The 14,878-nt window shown below is 60.6% G+C and carries 16 protein-coding genes; 9 read left to right on the forward strand and 7 right to left on the reverse strand.

Annotation, left to right across the window (positions count from 1 at the left end; genetic code table 11):
• Positions 1-166: 166 nt before the first annotated feature.
• Positions 167-700: a chalcone isomerase family protein gene (locus E4O97_RS18030; RefSeq protein WP_078820627.1), complete on the reverse strand. Its 534-nt coding sequence runs from the start codon at positions 698-700 to the stop codon at positions 167-169.
• A 213-nt stretch (positions 701-913) separates the two neighbouring features.
• Here E4O97_RS18030 and sthA point away from each other — a divergent pair, with 213 nt between their 5' ends.
• Positions 914-2,308 carry a Si-specific NAD(P)(+) transhydrogenase gene (sthA, locus tag E4O97_RS18035; protein WP_005786183.1) on the forward strand — a complete coding sequence of 465 codons (1,395 nt, stop codon included), beginning with the start codon at positions 914-916 and terminating at the stop codon, positions 2,306-2,308.
• 42 nt (positions 2,309-2,350) lie between these two features.
• On the opposite strand, the gene E4O97_RS18040 is transcribed toward sthA, so the two are convergent.
• The gene (locus E4O97_RS18040; protein ID WP_003172585.1) at positions 2,351-3,073 is read right to left on the reverse strand and encodes a glycerophosphodiester phosphodiesterase family protein; all 723 of its coding nucleotides are present in this window, start codon (positions 3,071-3,073) and stop codon (positions 2,351-2,353) included.
• Positions 3,074-3,117: 44 nt separating this feature from the next.
• The gene (locus tag E4O97_RS18045; RefSeq protein WP_078820629.1) at positions 3,118-3,696 is read right to left on the reverse strand and encodes a PilZ domain-containing protein; all 579 of its coding nucleotides are present in this window, start codon (positions 3,694-3,696) and stop codon (positions 3,118-3,120) included.
• 94 nt (positions 3,697-3,790) lie between these two features.
• On the opposite strand from E4O97_RS18045, the gene E4O97_RS18050 reads away from it, so the two are divergent.
• From E4O97_RS18050 to E4O97_RS18060, 3 genes are read left to right on the forward strand one after another with little or no spacing between them, the layout of a single operon-like run.
• Positions 3,791-5,041 (forward strand): lipoprotein-releasing ABC transporter permease subunit, encoded by a 1,251-nt coding sequence (locus E4O97_RS18050; RefSeq protein WP_248161871.1) that lies wholly within the window; start codon positions 3,791-3,793, stop codon positions 5,039-5,041.
• A gap of 7 nt (positions 5,042-5,048) precedes the next feature.
• Complete coding sequence (gene lolD, locus E4O97_RS18055) at positions 5,049-5,732, forward strand: lipoprotein-releasing ABC transporter ATP-binding protein LolD (RefSeq protein ID WP_019818240.1); 684 nt, start codon at positions 5,049-5,051, stop codon at positions 5,730-5,732.
• Between the two features lie 60 nt (positions 5,733-5,792).
• Complete coding sequence (locus E4O97_RS18060; RefSeq protein ID WP_005786190.1) at positions 5,793-7,037, forward strand: lipoprotein-releasing ABC transporter permease subunit; 1,245 nt, start codon at positions 5,793-5,795, stop codon at positions 7,035-7,037.
• Between the two features lie 117 nt (positions 7,038-7,154).
• On the opposite strand, the gene E4O97_RS18065 is transcribed toward E4O97_RS18060, so the two are convergent.
• Positions 7,155-8,501: a heavy metal sensor histidine kinase gene (locus E4O97_RS18065; RefSeq protein ID WP_248161872.1), complete on the reverse strand. Its 1,347-nt coding sequence runs from the start codon at positions 8,499-8,501 to the stop codon at positions 7,155-7,157.
• The gene (locus E4O97_RS18070; protein ID WP_005786195.1) at positions 8,498-9,178 is read right to left on the reverse strand and encodes a heavy metal response regulator transcription factor; all 681 of its coding nucleotides are present in this window, start codon (positions 9,176-9,178) and stop codon (positions 8,498-8,500) included. The genes E4O97_RS18065 and E4O97_RS18070 overlap by 4 nt, the downstream gene beginning before the upstream one ends.
• Positions 9,179-9,336: 158 nt before the next feature.
• Here E4O97_RS18070 and E4O97_RS18075 point away from each other — a divergent pair, with 158 nt between their 5' ends.
• Positions 9,337-9,858, forward strand: coding sequence for a cupredoxin family protein (locus tag E4O97_RS18075; protein WP_032877207.1), 522 nt, complete (start codon positions 9,337-9,339; stop codon positions 9,856-9,858).
• 66 nt (positions 9,859-9,924) lie between these two features.
• The gene (gene queF / locus E4O97_RS18080; protein WP_032877206.1) at positions 9,925-10,755 is read left to right on the forward strand and encodes an NADPH-dependent 7-cyano-7-deazaguanine reductase QueF; all 831 of its coding nucleotides are present in this window, start codon (positions 9,925-9,927) and stop codon (positions 10,753-10,755) included.
• 138 nt (positions 10,756-10,893) lie between these two features.
• On the opposite strand, the gene E4O97_RS18085 is transcribed toward queF, so the two are convergent.
• Together E4O97_RS18085 and E4O97_RS18090 are read right to left on the reverse strand one after the other, a co-directional pair.
• On the reverse strand, positions 10,894-11,160 hold the full coding sequence (locus tag E4O97_RS18085; RefSeq protein WP_005786202.1) for a DUF4404 family protein: 267 nt from the start codon (positions 11,158-11,160) through the stop codon (positions 10,894-10,896).
• A 110-nt stretch (positions 11,161-11,270) separates the two neighbouring features.
• The gene (locus E4O97_RS18090; RefSeq protein ID WP_248134165.1) at positions 11,271-11,879 is read right to left on the reverse strand and encodes an HAD family phosphatase; all 609 of its coding nucleotides are present in this window, start codon (positions 11,877-11,879) and stop codon (positions 11,271-11,273) included.
• A 196-nt stretch (positions 11,880-12,075) separates the two neighbouring features.
• Between E4O97_RS18090 and E4O97_RS18095 the strand changes: the two genes are divergently transcribed.
• The 3 genes from E4O97_RS18095 to rssC all read left to right on the forward strand — a co-directional run bounded on the left by E4O97_RS18095 (position 12,076) and on the right by rssC (position 14,762).
• Positions 12,076-12,765: a VacJ family lipoprotein gene (locus E4O97_RS18095; protein ID WP_005786208.1), complete on the forward strand. Its 690-nt coding sequence runs from the start codon at positions 12,076-12,078 to the stop codon at positions 12,763-12,765.
• 333 nt (positions 12,766-13,098) lie between these two features.
• Positions 13,099-14,280, forward strand: a complete 1,182-nt coding sequence (gene rssB, locus E4O97_RS18100) for a two-component system response regulator RssB (protein ID WP_005786210.1) — start codon at positions 13,099-13,101, stop codon at positions 14,278-14,280.
• Positions 14,280-14,762, forward strand: coding sequence for an anti-sigma factor antagonist RssC (gene rssC / locus E4O97_RS18105; RefSeq protein ID WP_010212025.1), 483 nt, complete (start codon positions 14,280-14,282; stop codon positions 14,760-14,762). The genes rssB and rssC overlap by 1 nt, the downstream gene beginning before the upstream one ends.
• Positions 14,763-14,878: the final 116 nt, after the last annotated feature.

Raw genomic sequence — 14,878 nt, forward strand, 5'->3', positions numbered from 1 at the left:
AAAGCCCCGACTGGTTCGGGGCTTTTTTATGGCTGTGGGTTTTGCGTTGCCTGGAGGGCCTCATCGGGGGCAAGCCCCCTCCCACATTGGGTCGTATTCCTTCAGGGTGGCCTCGGTCAACTGTGGGAGGGGGCTTGCCCCCGATGGCGGTGCTACAGCCGACACATCAATTCAGCAACTTGTCGCGCAACTCATCAGACAGTCCTTTGGGCGCCAGCCAGATGCCCAGGTAGGCCCGCGCCAGTTCCTCATCACGACTGCTGAACACCACCTGCTCATTGATCTCCAGCTTCAACCCACGGCCCGGACGAAAATCCAGGGCATAACGATCACCGCTGCGGACGTTGCGAAAGCTGGCGTGCAACTGATCCAACTGCGGCTTTAATCGAGCATTGGCTTGCTGGCGTTCCAGGGTTACCGTGGCCGCCTTGATTACATCATCGCGGTCAATGTCGCGAAAGTAATACAACGCCAGGCGCACAGCCTTCTGTTGCTCCCAGGCTTGCTTTGCAGCGAGGTCAGCCGGTGCATACAGCGCCGCCGCATACACATCCGCCCAAAGATAGTTGAACACCGCCTGGTTTTTCAGGGCCAGCCCCTCGACCTGTGCGGGGAAGCTTGCCTGCTTGAGCCGCTTTGCATCGTTGGCGTGCGTCGTGAGCGACACTATCAGCATTAAACAAAAAAATAGTTGTCGCATAAGGCTCACCCTCAATTCGGCGCTGATTTGCGTCCTGTAGTATGGCAACACTGGCCTACGACGCGACCAAGGGTTAATGTTCGCGGCGCTCGGCCTTCTATAGACTGTGCCCCGGTTCACACACTTGAGCCAAATTGTCCTTCATGACCGCTGGCCGCGGCATGATTTAGCCCGGCGTCCAACCGTACGCCTGGCCTGTTCTGAGGAGTACGCATGGCTGTCTACAACTACGACGTGGTGGTACTGGGTTCCGGCCCGGCTGGAGAAGGTGCGGCGATGAACGCTGCCAAAGCAGGGCGCAAGGTGGCGATGGTCGATAGCCGTCGTCAGGTCGGCGGTAACTGCACCCACCTGGGTACCATCCCGTCCAAGGCGTTGCGTCACTCCGTGCGCCAGATCATGCAGTTCAACACCAACCCGATGTTCCGGGCCATTGGCGAGCCGCGCTGGTTCTCGTTCCCGGACGTGTTGAAAAGCGCCGAAAAAGTCATCTCCAAGCAAGTCGCTTCGCGTACCGGCTACTACGCCCGTAACCGCGTCGACCTGTTCTTCGGCACCGGCAGCTTCGCCGACGAGCAAACCGTCGAAGTGGTCTGCGCCAATGGCGTGGTCGAGAAGCTGGTGGCCAAGCACATCATCATCGCCACCGGTTCGCGCCCGTATCGCCCGGCGGACATCGATTTCCACCACCCGCGTATCTACGATAGCGACACCATCCTCAGCCTGGGCCACACCCCGCGCAAACTGATCATCTATGGCGCCGGCGTGATCGGCTGCGAATACGCCTCGATCTTCAGCGGCCTGGGGGTACTGGTGGAGCTGGTGGACAACCGTGACCAGTTACTGAGCTTCCTCGACTCGGAAATTTCCCAGGCGTTGAGCTACCACTTCAGCAACAACAACATCACCGTGCGCCACAACGAAGAGTACGAGCGGGTCGAAGGCCTGGACAACGGTGTGATCCTGCACCTCAAGTCCGGCAAGAAGATCAAGGCCGACGCCTTGCTGTGGTGCAATGGCCGTACCGGCAACACCGACAAGCTGGGTATGGAAAATATCGGGGTCAAGGTCAACAGCCGTGGCCAGATCGAGGTGGACGAGAACTACCGCACCTGCGTAACCAATATCTACGGTGCCGGTGACGTGATCGGCTGGCCAAGCCTGGCCAGTGCCGCCCATGACCAGGGCCGCTCGGCCGCTGGCAGCATTGTCGACAACGGCAGCTGGCGCTACGTGAACGACGTACCGACCGGGATCTACACGATTCCCGAGATCAGCTCCATCGGCAAGAACGAGCACGAACTGACCAAGGCCAAGGTGCCTTACGAAGTCGGCAAGGCGTTCTTCAAGAGCATGGCACGTGCGCAGATCGCCGGTGAGCCGCAAGGCATGCTGAAGATCCTGTTCCACCGCGAGACCCTGGAAGTACTCGGCGTGCATTGCTTCGGCTACCAGGCGTCGGAGATCGTGCACATTGGCCAGGCGATCATGAACCAGCCGGGTGAGCAAAATACCCTCAAGTATTTCGTCAACACCACCTTCAACTACCCGACCATGGCCGAAGCCTATCGGGTAGCCGCCTACGACGGCCTCAACCGGCTTTTTTGAGCGGCTCCGGCCGGTGGCCTGAGCCGGCCGGGGAGACCGATTTCAGTAATTCCCGAGAGTGGCAGTGGCCAAACCGGGAAAGTCTGTAATCAGGCTATCTACGCCGAAGTCGGCGAGCCTGCGCATCAGCGCAGGTTCGTTGACCGTCCACACGGATACATGCAAACCCTGGCGCTGGGCTTTCTCCAGGCGCTCAGGGGTGCATAACGTCCAGTTCAATGCCAGGTACTCACAGCCGTAGTTCTGCGCGACTTTCAACGGGTCGAGCCAGGCGTATTCGGCCACCAGGCCGCGTGACAGGTCCGGGGTGAGTTCTACCGCGGCTTTCAACACCTCCCGAGAGCTTGAGGTCACCGTGACCTTGTCCATCAGGCCAAAGCGTACGGCCATCTCACGGATTGCCAGCACGGTGGTTGCAGCGCGAGTGCGTGAAGCGCTTTTGACTTCCAGTTGCCAGTGATCGAAGTCGCACTTTTCGAACAGCTCCTCCAGGCGTGGGATCGGGCACGGGCTGACCCAACCCGGGCCGCCTTTGCGCGCGTCCATCTTCACCAGATCAGCCGCCGAGTACTCGACGACCTTGCCGCGCCGGTCGGCGGTGCGCTTGAGGGTCGGGTCATGGATGACCATCAGCTCGCCGTCCATGGACAGGTGCAGGTCCAGTTCGCAACGACGTACGCCGTGCTTGAGGCATTCCTGAAAACTGGTCAGGGTATTTTCCGGTGCTTCGCCTTTGGCACCGCGATGGCCGTAGATCAGGGTCACAGTTGCTCCTTTGCGCCAGGATCGCTGGCGGAATGAATAGGTATTCAGAGGTCGTCGCTTTGCTCTCGCGCCAGACGGCGTTCCTGCGCCTGCTTTTGCAGGATGTAGCGCGCCAGCAGTTGGCGTTGGGCATCGGTCATGGATTCGAATTCCGTGCCCACATCAAAGCCCTCGCCCTGGGGATCGCAATGGGTTACCCGTGCGCGCAGTAACAGGCCGAGCGCTTGGGGCATCAGCACCAGCTTGACTGCCAGATGGGTATCGGGGGCCAGCGGGGTAGGGTGCCGGAAGTCGATGCCGCCTTCGGAAAGAATCACCGGTTGCGGCGCGCCCACTTCAGCCAGCAGGCCGCGGGCCATGACTTGGCTGAGCAGATCCAGGCGCTTGTTTTGCACTTTGAGGAAGGCCGCCAGGCTGCGATCTTTCTCGCTGATCTGACGCAGCAGGTGCTGGGCTTCGAATTCGCTCAGGTGCAGTTCGCTGAGCAGATTGAACAGCGGCGAATCATCCAGCAACACTTCCTTGCTCGCCGCGTCGGGGCCAGACAATGTGCTGATTTGAAGTGCGATCATGTCGTCGATACGGTAGTATTCGCGGCGCTCTTCTTCATCTAATGTCGACATGGCGAACCCCAGGTAACGGTAATGGTCTGAGTGTAAAGCTGCTTACCAGACCCCGCCACCGGGACGTCTTCTTTTCCTCCGAACAAGCCCCGACATGTTCAGACCTCTCTTCGTTTTTATCGGCACGCGTTATACCCGTGCAAAGCGTCGCAATCATTTTGTGTCGTTCATTTCCTTGACCTCGATGATCGGTCTCGCCCTGGGCGTGGTTGTGATGATCGTGGTGCTGTCGGTGATGAACGGCTTCGATCATGAGATGCGTACCCGCGTGCTGGGCATGGTGCCCCACGCGACCATTGAGGGCGATGCGCCCATCAACGACTGGCAAAGCCTGGCCGCCAAGGTCAAGCAGAACCCCAAGGTGGTGGCGGTCGCGCCGTTTACCCAGATGCAGGGGTTGCTGACCAACGACGGCAAGGTGCAGAAGATCCTGCTCAATGGCATCGACCCGGCCCAGGAGCGCAACGTCTCGATCATCGACAAGTTCATGCTGCAAGGTAAGCTCGACGAGCTGGCGCCCGGCAGCTTCGGCATCGTTATTGGTGACAAGGCCGCAGCCAAGCTGGGCGTGGGGGTTGGCGACAAGCTGACCTTCGTTGCGCCGGAAGTCACCGTGACCCCGGCCGGCATGTTCCCGCGCATGAAGCGCTTTACCGTGGTGGGCACCTTCCACGTCGGCGCCGGCGAGATCGACGGTTACATCGGCCTGACCAACCTCACCGACCTGGCCCGCCTGCATCGCTGGCAGCCCGACCAGGTGCAGGGCCTGCGGCTGAAGTTCAACGACCTGTTCGACGCCCCGCGCGGCGCCTGGGAAATTGCCCAGCACTTGGGTGAATCCGAGTATTACGCCCGCGACTGGACCCGTACCCACGGCAACCTCTACCAGGCCATCCGCATGGAGAAAGCCATGATCGGCCTGCTGTTGCTGCTGATCGTCGCCGTGGCTGCGTTCAACATCATTTCCACGCTGGTGATGGTAGTGAACGACAAGAAGGGCGATATCGCCATCCTGCGTACCCTGGGCGCCACGCCGGGGCAGATCATGGCGATCTTCATGGTGCAGGGCACCGTGATTGGCGTGGTCGGCACCCTGATCGGTACCGCGGTGGGCATTCTGGCCGCGCTGAACGTCAGCGCCGCCATCGCCTTGCTTGAAAAAGTGATCGGCCACAAGTTTCTCAACGCTGACGTCTACTTCATCGACTACTTGCCGTCCCAGGTGCAAACCCAGGACGTGCTGATGGTGGGCGGCGCCGCGTTGGTCCTGAGCTTCCTTGCCACCCTGTATCCAGCCTGGCGCGCGGCACGTACCCAGCCAGCACAGGCATTACGTTATGAGTGAATCGGGCATGAGTGAAAAAGCAATCCTGAGCTGCCGCAACCTGGGCAAATCCTACGAGGAAGGCCCGGAATCGGTGGTCGTGCTGTCGAACCTGCAACTGGAACTGCATCCGGGCGAACGCGTGGCGATCGTCGGCAGTTCCGGCTCCGGCAAAAGCACCTTGCTGAACCTGTTGGGCGGCCTCGATACGCCGTCCCAGGGCAGCGTATGGCTGGCCGGCGAAGAACTGTCGGCGTTGAATGAAAAGGCCCGAGGCCAACTGCGTAACCGCTCGCTGGGCTTTGTGTACCAGTTTCACCACCTGCTGCCGGAATTCACCGCCCTGGAAAACGTGTGCATGCCGCTGTTGATCGGCAAGACCGCGATCCCGGAGGCGCGCCAACGTGCCACCGCCTTGCTGGAACGCGTCGGCCTCGGCCATCGCCTGGAGCACAAGCCGGCCGAACTCTCCGGCGGTGAGCGCCAGCGTGTGGCGATTGCCCGCGCCCTGGTGAACAACCCGGGCCTGGTGATGCTCGACGAGCCCACCGGCAACCTCGACTCCCACACCGCCCAGGGCATCAAGGACTTGATGCTGGAACTGAGCACCCAGATGCGCACCGCGTTCCTGGTGGTGACCCATGACATGAGCATGGCCCGGCAGATGGACCGCGTGTTGCACCTGCAGGAAGGTCACCTGGTCGCCATCTGACCTGTTTCAAGCCTGGCGCCTGGCGTCGGGCTTTTTCATTTTTTCAGGCGGTGTACGCGAATGTTCAGACCGTTATCCATTTTCATCGGCACGCGCTATACCCGCGCCAAGCGCCGTAACCGTTTTGTCTCGTTTATCTCGATGACCTCGATGATCGGCCTCGCCCTGGGCGTATTGGCCATGATCGTGGTGCTGTCTGTGATGAACGGCTTCCAGCGCGAAATGAGCTCGCGCATCCTCGGCATGGTGCCCCACGCCACCATCGTCGGCGTAAAGCCGATTGATGACTGGCAACCGGTGGCGGCCGCGGCGATGAAGAATCCCCAAGTCACCGCCGCCGTACCCTTCACGCAGATGGACGGCATGTTCTCCTACAAGGGCGCCATGCAGCCGATCGAGATCAGCGGCGTCGACCCGGCCCAGGAAGGCAAGGTGTCGATCGTGACCCAGCACATCGTGCGCGGCAAACTGGACGACCTCAAACCCGGCGAGTTTGGCGTGGTGGTCGGTGATATCACCGCGCGGCGCTTTCGCCTGAACGTGGGCGACAAGCTGACCCTGATCGTGCCGGAACTGAGCAGCGCGCCGGGTGGCATCACCCCGCGTATGCAGCGGTTGAACGTGGTGGGTATCTTCAAAGTCGGCGCCGAGCTGGATGGCTCCATGGCCCTGATCCACATGGCCGACGCGGCAGAAATCCAGCATTGGCAGCCCAACCAGGTGCAAAGCGTGCGCCTGGCGGTGAAGGACCTGTACGCAGCGCCCAAAGTCTCGGCGGATATCGCTGCCAGCCTCGGCGCGGCTTACAAGCCGGATGACTGGACCCACACCCAGGGCAGCCTGTTCAGCGCGATGAAGATGGAAAAGACCATGATCGGTCTGTTGTTGCTGATGATCGTCGCAGTCGCTGCGTTCAACATCATCGCCACGTTGATCATGGTGGTGAACGACAAGGGCGCGGACATCGCGATCCTGCGCACCATCGGCGCCACGCCTCGGCAGATCATGGCTATCTTCATGGTGCAGGGCACGGTGATCGGCGTGGTCGGCACCTTGATCGGCGGCGTACTGGGGGTGATTGCGGCGCTGAACGTCAGTGAACTGGTAGGTTGGCTGGAGCGGGTGAGCGGGCAGCATATCTTCAGTTCGGATGTGTATTTTGTCAGCAACCTGCCTTCGGAGCTGCAAGGTGGGGATGTGTTGCTGATTTGCTCGGCGGGGTTTGTGTTGAGCTTTTTGGCGACGATTTACCCGGCGTATCGGGCGGCGAAGATTGAGCCGGCCCATGCCTTGAGATATTCGTAAGGTCTTAGACCGCTATCGGGGGCAAGCCCCCTCCCACACTGGACCGCGTTTATACAGGAACAATGAGGGCAAAATGTGGGAGGGGGCTTGCCCCCGATAGGGCCGGCCCAGCTTGCATCAATCTCCCTTGGGCAACTCAATCACAAACCTGGTCCAGCCCGCCTGCGACTCACAATAAATCCTCCCCCCATGCGCCCGCACAATCGACTGGGTAATCGCCAACCCCAGCCCCGCATGTTCACTGCTGCCTGGCCGTCTTGACGGGTCGGCTCGGTAGAACCGGTCAAACAACCGCGGCAACAGCTGCGCAGGAATACCTTCCCCGGTGTTCTCAACTGTCAGTGTCACGCCACTCTCTATCCGCACCCGCACTTCACCGCCTGGTGGAGTAAACCGCAGCGCGTTATCCAGCAAGTTCGACAGGGCCCGGCGCAACATGCCGCGATCGCCCAGCGTATGGGCGCTGCCTTCGCGTACCAGCGTGACCTGCGCATCCTCTGCCAGCAGGGTAAAAAACTCCAACAGTGCGTCGACCTCATCGCCCAGATTCAGGGCTTCACGGTTGGGCATCAGCAAGCCGTGGTCGGCCTTGGCCAGGTACAGCATGTCGTTGACCAGTTGCGCCATCCACTGCAACTCTTCCAGGTTGCTGTGCAGCGCCTCGCGGTAATCCTCCAGTGGGCGTGGCTGGGTGAGAATGACCTGGGTTTGGGTCAGCAGGTTCGATAGCGGGGTACGCAGTTCGTGGGCGATATCGGCGGAAAACGCCGAGAGGCGTTGGAACGCGTCGTCCAGGCGCTCCAGCATGGCGTTAAAAGCTTGGGCCAGTTCCGCCAGCTCCACCGGCATTTGCGCCTGGGGCAGGCGTTGGGTCAGCGAGTGGGCTGATACGCTGGCGGCCACCTCGCCCATGCGCCGCAACGGTCGCAACCCACTGCGCGCAGCCCAGGCGCCGAGCAGGGCGGTAGCCAGCGCGGAGAGGCCGACGGTCAGCCAGATCAAGCGTTGCATATGCTCCAGGAAGTGCTGGTGGTGGGTGATGTCGAGTATCAGGCTCAGCTGTGGCGAACCGGGTTGGCCGGGCGTCAACGGCGCGTTGTACACACGGTAGTCGGTGCCTGCGTTTTGCAGGCTGTGCAGGCCCGGGGCGGCGGGCACGCTGAGGTTCGGCGCACCGTCCACCCAGCGCTGGCCGGCCGCCGTGATGCGCACGGTGAAGTCGGGCTGGTGATCCAGCTCGGCGCGCAATTGCGGGCCGCGCAGGGCGAAGGCTTCACGTGAGTCGACACCCTGCAAGGCACTGCGCAGGGCCACCAGCTTGCTGTCGAGCAGTTGCTGGTCCAGCTCGACGAAGTGCGCTTCGCTGGCGCGATTGAACAGTACGCCGGCGATCAACGAGACCACCGCGGTGCAGGCGGCAAACAGCAGCGCCAGGCGGCTGGTCAGGGACAGGCGCTTGATCACGTGAAGCGCTCCTCCAGCACGTAACCCATGCCGCGCACGGTGTGGATCAGTTTGTTGGGGAAGTTATCGTCGACTTTCAGGCGCAGGCGGCGGATCGCCACTTCGATAATGTTGGTGTCGCTGTCGAAATTCATGTCCCACACCTGGGACGCGATCAGCGTCTTGGGCAGCACCTCGCCCTGGCGACGCAGCAGCATTTCCAGCAGGGCAAACTCCTTGGCGGTGAGGTCGATGCGCTGGCCGTCGCGCTCGACGCGGCGACGGATCAGGTCCAGGCGCAGGTCGGCCAGTTGCAGGGTGGTTTCCTGCGGTGTGCTGCTGCCACGGCGTAACAAAGTGCGCACCCGGGCCAGCAGTTCGGAAAAGGCGAAGGGCTTGACCAGGTAGTCGTCGGCGCCCAGTTCCAGGCCATGTACGCGGTCCTCCACCGCATCGCGAGCGGTGAGGAACAGCACCGGCATGTCCAGGCCGGCACTGCGCACCGCCTGCAGGATCTGCCAGCCGTCGCGGCCCGGAAGCATCACATCGAGGATCAACAAGTCATAATCCCCGCTCAGCGCCAGGTGCTGGCCGGTCGTGCCGTCGGCCACCAGTTCGGTGGTAAAGCCCGCCTCGGCCAAGCCTTGACGCAGATAGTGGCCGGTTTTGGGTTGGTCTTCGACGATCAGCAGTTTCATGTTGGGCTCTTGGCAAGGGGTAAGCGCGGGCCTTTATACCGTGGGCGCAAGGGTATGGGCGCAAGCTGACAAAGTTGTAATCTAGCAGTCAGCTGGCTGGCAGCGAGGCTATCTTAAAGTGCGGCCCAAGCTGGTCACCTATTTTTGGAGCGTGAGAAATGGCGTTGCGTACATCCCTGTTAATGGCGGGCTGCTTATTGGCGCTTAGCTTCAATGCGCTGGCGGATGCGGCTCATGGTTACGCGTTCGGCCAGCCGGCTCCGGCAGCCAAGGCCACGCGTACCGTGGAAGTCACCCTGCAGGACATTGCCTTCGAGCCCAAGAGCCTGGACGTAAAAGCCGGTGAAACCGTGCGGTTTGTACTGGTCAACAAAGGCCGGTTGCTCCACGAATTCAACCTGGGCGACGCGGCGATGCATGCCGCTCACCAGAAAGAGATGCTGCAGATGCAAGCCAGCGGCATGCTCACCGCCACCGGTATGGGCAAGATGGACCACAGCGCCATGGGCCACGGCGATATGGGCGGCATGAAGCATGACGATCCCAACAGTGTGTTGGTGGAGCCGGGCAAGACGGCCGAACTGACGTGGACCTTCACCAAGGCCACTGGCCTGGAGTTCGCTTGCAACCTTCCCGGCCATTATCAGGCGGGCATGGTCGGCAAGCTGACCGTTGAGTGAGGCGTTTGTTAAGGCAGGGGGCAAAGGCTGGTAGACTGGCGCGGTTTATTTAGCCAGGTTTCCGCCATGCATCCCGCAGCCGAACATTCGCCGCTGGGCAAGTCCAGTGAATACATCTCTACCTATACGCCTTCGTTGCTGTTCCCGATTCCGCGTGCCGCCAAGTGGGCCGAACTGGGCCTGAGCGCCGACACCCTGCCGTACAAGGGCGTGGATTTCTGGAACTGCTTTGAATTGTCCTGGTTGCTGCCATCGGGCAAGCCGGTGGTGGCCATCGGTGAGTTCAGCATTCCGGCGGACTCGCCGAACATCATCGAGTCCAAGTCGTTCAAGTTGTACCTCAACTCGCTGAACCAGACTGCGTTTGCCGATACGCAAAGCCTTGAAGCTACCTTGCGCACTGACCTCAGCGCCGCTGCCGGCAAGCCGGTGACCGTGCGCATCCGCAGCCTGGCCGACATCGAGGCCGAAGGTGTGATGGCGTTGCCGGGTGCGTGTATTGACGGCCTGGATATCAATGTCAGCAGCTACGAGCACCCGCGCCCGGAGCTGCTGCGCTGTGATGACTCGCGTGTTGTTGAGGAGAGTGTGCACAGCCACCTGCTCAAATCCAACTGCCCGGTGACCAGCCAGCCCGATTGGGGCAGTGTGGTGGTGGAGTACCGTGGCGCGGCGCTGGATCACGCCAGCCTGCTGGAATATATCGTGAGTTTTCGCCAGCACTCGGACTTTCATGAGCAGTGCGTGGAACGCATCTTTCTCGACCTGCAGCGCTTGCTCAAGCCGGAGAAGTTGACGGTGTATGCGCGCTATGTGCGTCGAGGAGGGTTGGATATCAACCCGTACCGCAGCACTGAGAACACCCAATTCCTGAACGTGCGCCTGGCGCGCCAGTAGGCCTGCACACAAAACTAAATGTGGGAGGGGGCTTGCTCCCGATAGCGGCGTGTCAGTCACAGCATCTGTGTCTGAACTTCTGCTATCGGGAGCAAGCCCCCTCCCACATTTTGGTTTTTTGCTGGGCCTGTGTTCGGGTTAGATGCCGATATTGCCCAGGGTGATCATGATATTGCGCAATGTCCCGGAAATGACCGGGTGTTCAGCGTCGAACTCTATGGCCGCTTGATTCACATCGTCGGAAATACTGGGTGTCTGAGTCGCCGGTTCAAGTTCGAGTTGTAATTCAAACTTGGCAATCAGGGCTTCCAGCGCTTCACGTTTTTCTTCCGACAGCGGCGGCTCCTGTTCCAACTGCCCACGCAGAATCTCGACCTGTTCTTCCAGCTTTTTGCGATCAGGCATGACGTCTTTCCTTTTATCGATAGTCACTGGCATAGACCACGGCACGCCGTGAAAGGTCTACGGGCTGGCCTGTAGATTAATCCACTGCGGCCAACCGTGCATGATCTTGATCAGGGCTTCTCGCCTTTGAGCCGGCGCAGGCTGATGTCCGCCAGGCAACTGCCCAACTCGCCCAGGTGGTCGATCACCGAGTGCACGCCCAGACCATAGAGCGCTACCGTCGCCTTGCCGCGCTTGTATTCGCGTTGCTGCGCGGTCAGTGCCTGCCATTGCTCGGGTGACAGGCCGCAGAGCGAGCCACAGGACGCCAGGCCGATAGTCCACAACCCGGCATTCAAGCCCGATTGCAGCAGGCGCGGCTCGCCGCTGACCAGCACGCAGCCTTCCAGGCGCTCAATGTTCAACTCCATCAAGGCTTGCCAGCAGGCGTGGGGCGCGGGCCAGCGGATGGAGGAGGGCGAGGCGGCCTTGATCCAGCTCGGCAGGCTGGCGGAAAGGGGCGCGGTCACCGATGGGGGCAGTTCATCCAGCCAGGCGCAGGGCACGCCTTGTTCTTTCAGGCTACGCAGGCTTTTCAAGGCGCCGGGTGTAGCCACGCAGCCGGGGCAGGGCGAGTCGGTACGCGCCAGGGAACCGAAATCCACCAGGCAGCCACTCAGGCCAAATAGCACGGCGGTCAACGAGGAGGCTGTGGCGATGGCAATCTCGGCGTGTGGCATCTGAACGTCCCTGAAATAGCAGCAACACTATCGGGGTGGCATGACAAGGCCATGACACTGACAGTGTTTGTAGGAATTTTGTGCATTTTTCGTGAGACAGGACCCTGGTAGCTGCCTAAACACACACTTCCGTCATATACTGACGGCCTTATTCAGGGCATAGCGCCCATGACAGACCATTCAAGGAGCAAAAGCTATGCGCTGGAGCCACTACTTCGCTCAGCTATCGGTGTGTGCCACCATCCTGTTGGCACCGTTCGCCGCTCAAGCCGCGTCGGAAGATGATCCATGGGAAAGCGTCAACCGCCCGATCTTCACCTTCAACGACACCGTTGATACCTACGCCCTCAAGCCGATCGCCCAGGGCTATCAGTTCGTCACCCCGCAGTTTGTGCAGGACGGCGTTCACAACTTCTTCCGTAACATCGGCGATGTCGGCAACCTGGCCAACAACGTGCTGCAACTCAAGCCGCACAATGCAGGCGTCGACACCGCTCGCCTGTTGGTCAACACCACCTTTGGCGTGCTGGGCTTTATCGATGTCGGCACCAAAATGGGGCTGCAGCGCAGCGACGAAGACTTCGGCCAGACCCTCGGCTACTGGGGCGTCGGCAGCGGCCCCTACGTGATGATCCCATTGCTGGGCCCAAGCACCTTGCGTGATGCGCCGTCCAAGTACGTCGACAGCTACACCCAGCCGTACCGCTACATGAACGACATCGGCTGGCGTAACAGCACCTTCGGCCTCAACGTCGTTGACGTGCGCGCCAGCCTGCTCGACAGCGAGAAGCTGATCAGCGGCGACAAGTACACCTTTATCCGTAACGCCTACCTGCAGAACCGTGAGTTCAAGGTCAAGGATGGCAAGGTTGTCGACGACTTTTAAGCCGTGACATCTTGAAATGAAATAAGGCGACCTCTTGATGGTCGCCTTTTTTTATGCGTGCTCCAACCTTACTTTGTGTTGTGGTCCAAGCGGTTCTTATAACTCCCGGTGATTTGCAGGGTAAAGACGCCCGGCGACCATCGCCATGAGCTTGAAACCCCTCACGGATGGGAGTACCGTCTGCGCCTTAGAAGGGCACCTCTGCTTTACCGTTGTGCATGGGCGAAATCCCAATGCTTTGTAGGACAGAGAGGCTAGAAAGCGAATCCAGTACGTGAGCCCGGCCATTGCCGAGCCGCCTACGCCAACCTAATTCTGGCGCCGTTTGCCCACATGCAAAAAACCAGTGCCACGCTGCTGATAATCGATGACGACGAAGTAGTGCGCGCGAGCCTCGCGGCCTACTTGGAAGACAGTGGCTTCAGCGTCCTGCAGGCCAGTAATGGCCAACAGGGTCTCCAGGTATTCGAGCGCGACAAGCCCGACCTTGTGATCTGCGACCTGCGCATGCCCCAGATGGGCGGCCTGGAGCTGATTCGCCAGGTGACCGAGCTTGCCCCGCAAACGCCGGTGATTGTCGTGTCCGGTGCCGGTGTCATGAACGACGCTGTCGAAGCCCTGCGCCTGGGCGCTGCCGATTACCTGATCAAGCCCCTGGAAGACCTGGCCGTGCTGGAGCACTCGGTGCGCCGCGCCCTGGACCGTGCCCGCCTGCTCCTGGAAAACCAGCGCTACCGCGAAAAGCTCGAGACCGCCAACCGCGAGCTCGAAGCCAGCCTGAATCTGCTCCAGGAAGACCAGAACGCCGGTCGCCAGGTGCAGATGAACATGCTGCCGGTGAGCCCCTGGAGCATCGACGAGTTCAAGTTTGCCCACCAGATCATCCCGTCGTTGTACCTGTCGGGTGATTTTGTCGACTACTTCCGCGTCGATGAGCGACGCGTGGCGTTCTACCTGGCCGACGTTTCCGGCCATGGCGCCTCTTCTGCCTTTGTGACCGTGTTGTTGAAGTTCATGACCACACGGCTGTTGTTCGAGTCCAAGCGCAATGGCACCTTGCCGGAGTTCACCCCTTCCGAGGTGCTGGGCCACATCAACCGGGGCCTGATCAGCTGCAAGCTGGGCAAGCACGTGACGATGGTCGGCGGCGTGATCGACGAAGAAACCGGTCTTTTGACCTACAGCATTGGCGGTCACCTGCCGATGCCTGTTTTGTACACTCCTGACAGTGTGCGCTATCTGGAAGGGCGTGGCCTGCCGGTGGGCTTGTTCAACGAAGCCACCTACGAAGACCACATCCTGGAACTGCCGCCGACCTTCAGCCTGACGCTGATGTCCGATGGCATCCTGGACCTTCTTCCAGAGCCTACACTCAAAGAGAAAGAAGCCGCCTTGCCCCAAAAGGTCAAGTCGGCGGGCGGCAGCCTGGATGGCCTGCGGCAGGTTTTTGGATTGGCCACGCTAGGGGAGATGCCGGATGATATCGCCCTATTGGTGTTGAGCAGGAATCTTTGATGAGTACCGGAAGAATCCAATTCGCCGAGCAAGACGGGACCTTCGTCCTGAAGTTTGTCGGTGAAGTGCGCCTGACCTTGTGTTCGGCCCTGGATGCGACGATTGAGCGGATCTTCACAGCGCTGAACTTCTCGGCGATCGTGATCGACCTGACCGAAACCCGCAGCATCGACAGCACCACCCTGGGGCTGTTGGCCAAGCTGTCGATTCTGTCGCGGCAGAAGGTCGGCCTGTTGCCGACTGTGGTCACCACCCACGAAGACATCACCCGTCTATTGCAGTCGATGGGCTTCGACCAGGTGTTCAACATCGTTGACCGCCCAATTCCCTGCCCGGAATGCCTCACCGACCTGCCGTCGCAAGACCAGTCCGAAGAGATCGTACGGGTCAAGGTGCTGGAAGCGCACAAGATCCTCATGGGCCTCAACGAGTCCAACCGCGAAGCCTTCCACGACCTGGTCAACGCCCTAGAGCGCCACTGACGGCTTCCCTGTCGAAACACATACCCATGTGGGAGGGGGCTTGCTACCGATAGCGGTGTATCAGTCGGCACATATCCAACTGACAGTCCGCAATCGGGAGCAAGCCCCCTCCCACA

The organism is Pseudomonas sp. W15Feb34 (genome assembly GCF_023127765.1).
GTDB classification, from domain to species: Bacteria; Pseudomonadota; Gammaproteobacteria; order Pseudomonadales; family Pseudomonadaceae; genus Aquipseudomonas; species Aquipseudomonas synxantha_A.

Excerpts from the sequence above, each read along its gene's own strand:
- E4O97_RS18060 (WP_005786190.1), top strand. The coding sequence starts at position 5,793 with ATGTTCAGACCGTTATCCATTTTCATCGGCACGCGCTATACCCGCGCC.
- E4O97_RS18050 (WP_248161871.1), top strand. The coding sequence starts at position 3,791 with ATGTTCAGACCTCTCTTCGTTTTTATCGGCACGCGTTATACCCGTGCA.
- queF (WP_032877206.1), top strand. The coding sequence starts at position 9,925 with ATGCATCCCGCAGCCGAACATTCGCCGCTGGGCAAGTCCAGTGAATAC.
- E4O97_RS18095 (WP_005786208.1), top strand. The coding sequence starts at position 12,076 with ATGCGCTGGAGCCACTACTTCGCTCAGCTATCGGTGTGTGCCACCATC.
- rssC (WP_010212025.1), top strand. The coding sequence starts at position 14,280 with ATGAGTACCGGAAGAATCCAATTCGCCGAGCAAGACGGGACCTTCGTC.
- lolD (WP_019818240.1), top strand. The coding sequence starts at position 5,049 with ATGAGTGAAAAAGCAATCCTGAGCTGCCGCAACCTGGGCAAATCCTAC.
- E4O97_RS18070 (WP_005786195.1), bottom strand. The coding sequence starts at position 9,178 with ATGAAACTGCTGATCGTCGAAGACCAACCCAAAACCGGCCACTATCTG.
- E4O97_RS18085 (WP_005786202.1), bottom strand. The coding sequence starts at position 11,160 with ATGCCTGATCGCAAAAAGCTGGAAGAACAGGTCGAGATTCTGCGTGGG.
- E4O97_RS18030 (WP_078820627.1), bottom strand. The coding sequence starts at position 700 with ATGCGACAACTATTTTTTTGTTTAATGCTGATAGTGTCGCTCACGACG.
- E4O97_RS18045 (WP_078820629.1), bottom strand. The coding sequence starts at position 3,696 with ATGTCGACATTAGATGAAGAAGAGCGCCGCGAATACTACCGTATCGAC.
- E4O97_RS18090 (WP_248134165.1), bottom strand. The coding sequence starts at position 11,879 with ATGCCACACGCCGAGATTGCCATCGCCACAGCCTCCTCGTTGACCGCC.
- rssB (WP_005786210.1), top strand. The coding sequence starts at position 13,099 with ATGCAAAAAACCAGTGCCACGCTGCTGATAATCGATGACGACGAAGTA.
- E4O97_RS18075 (WP_032877207.1), top strand. The coding sequence starts at position 9,337 with ATGGCGTTGCGTACATCCCTGTTAATGGCGGGCTGCTTATTGGCGCTT.
- sthA (WP_005786183.1), top strand. The coding sequence starts at position 914 with ATGGCTGTCTACAACTACGACGTGGTGGTACTGGGTTCCGGCCCGGCT.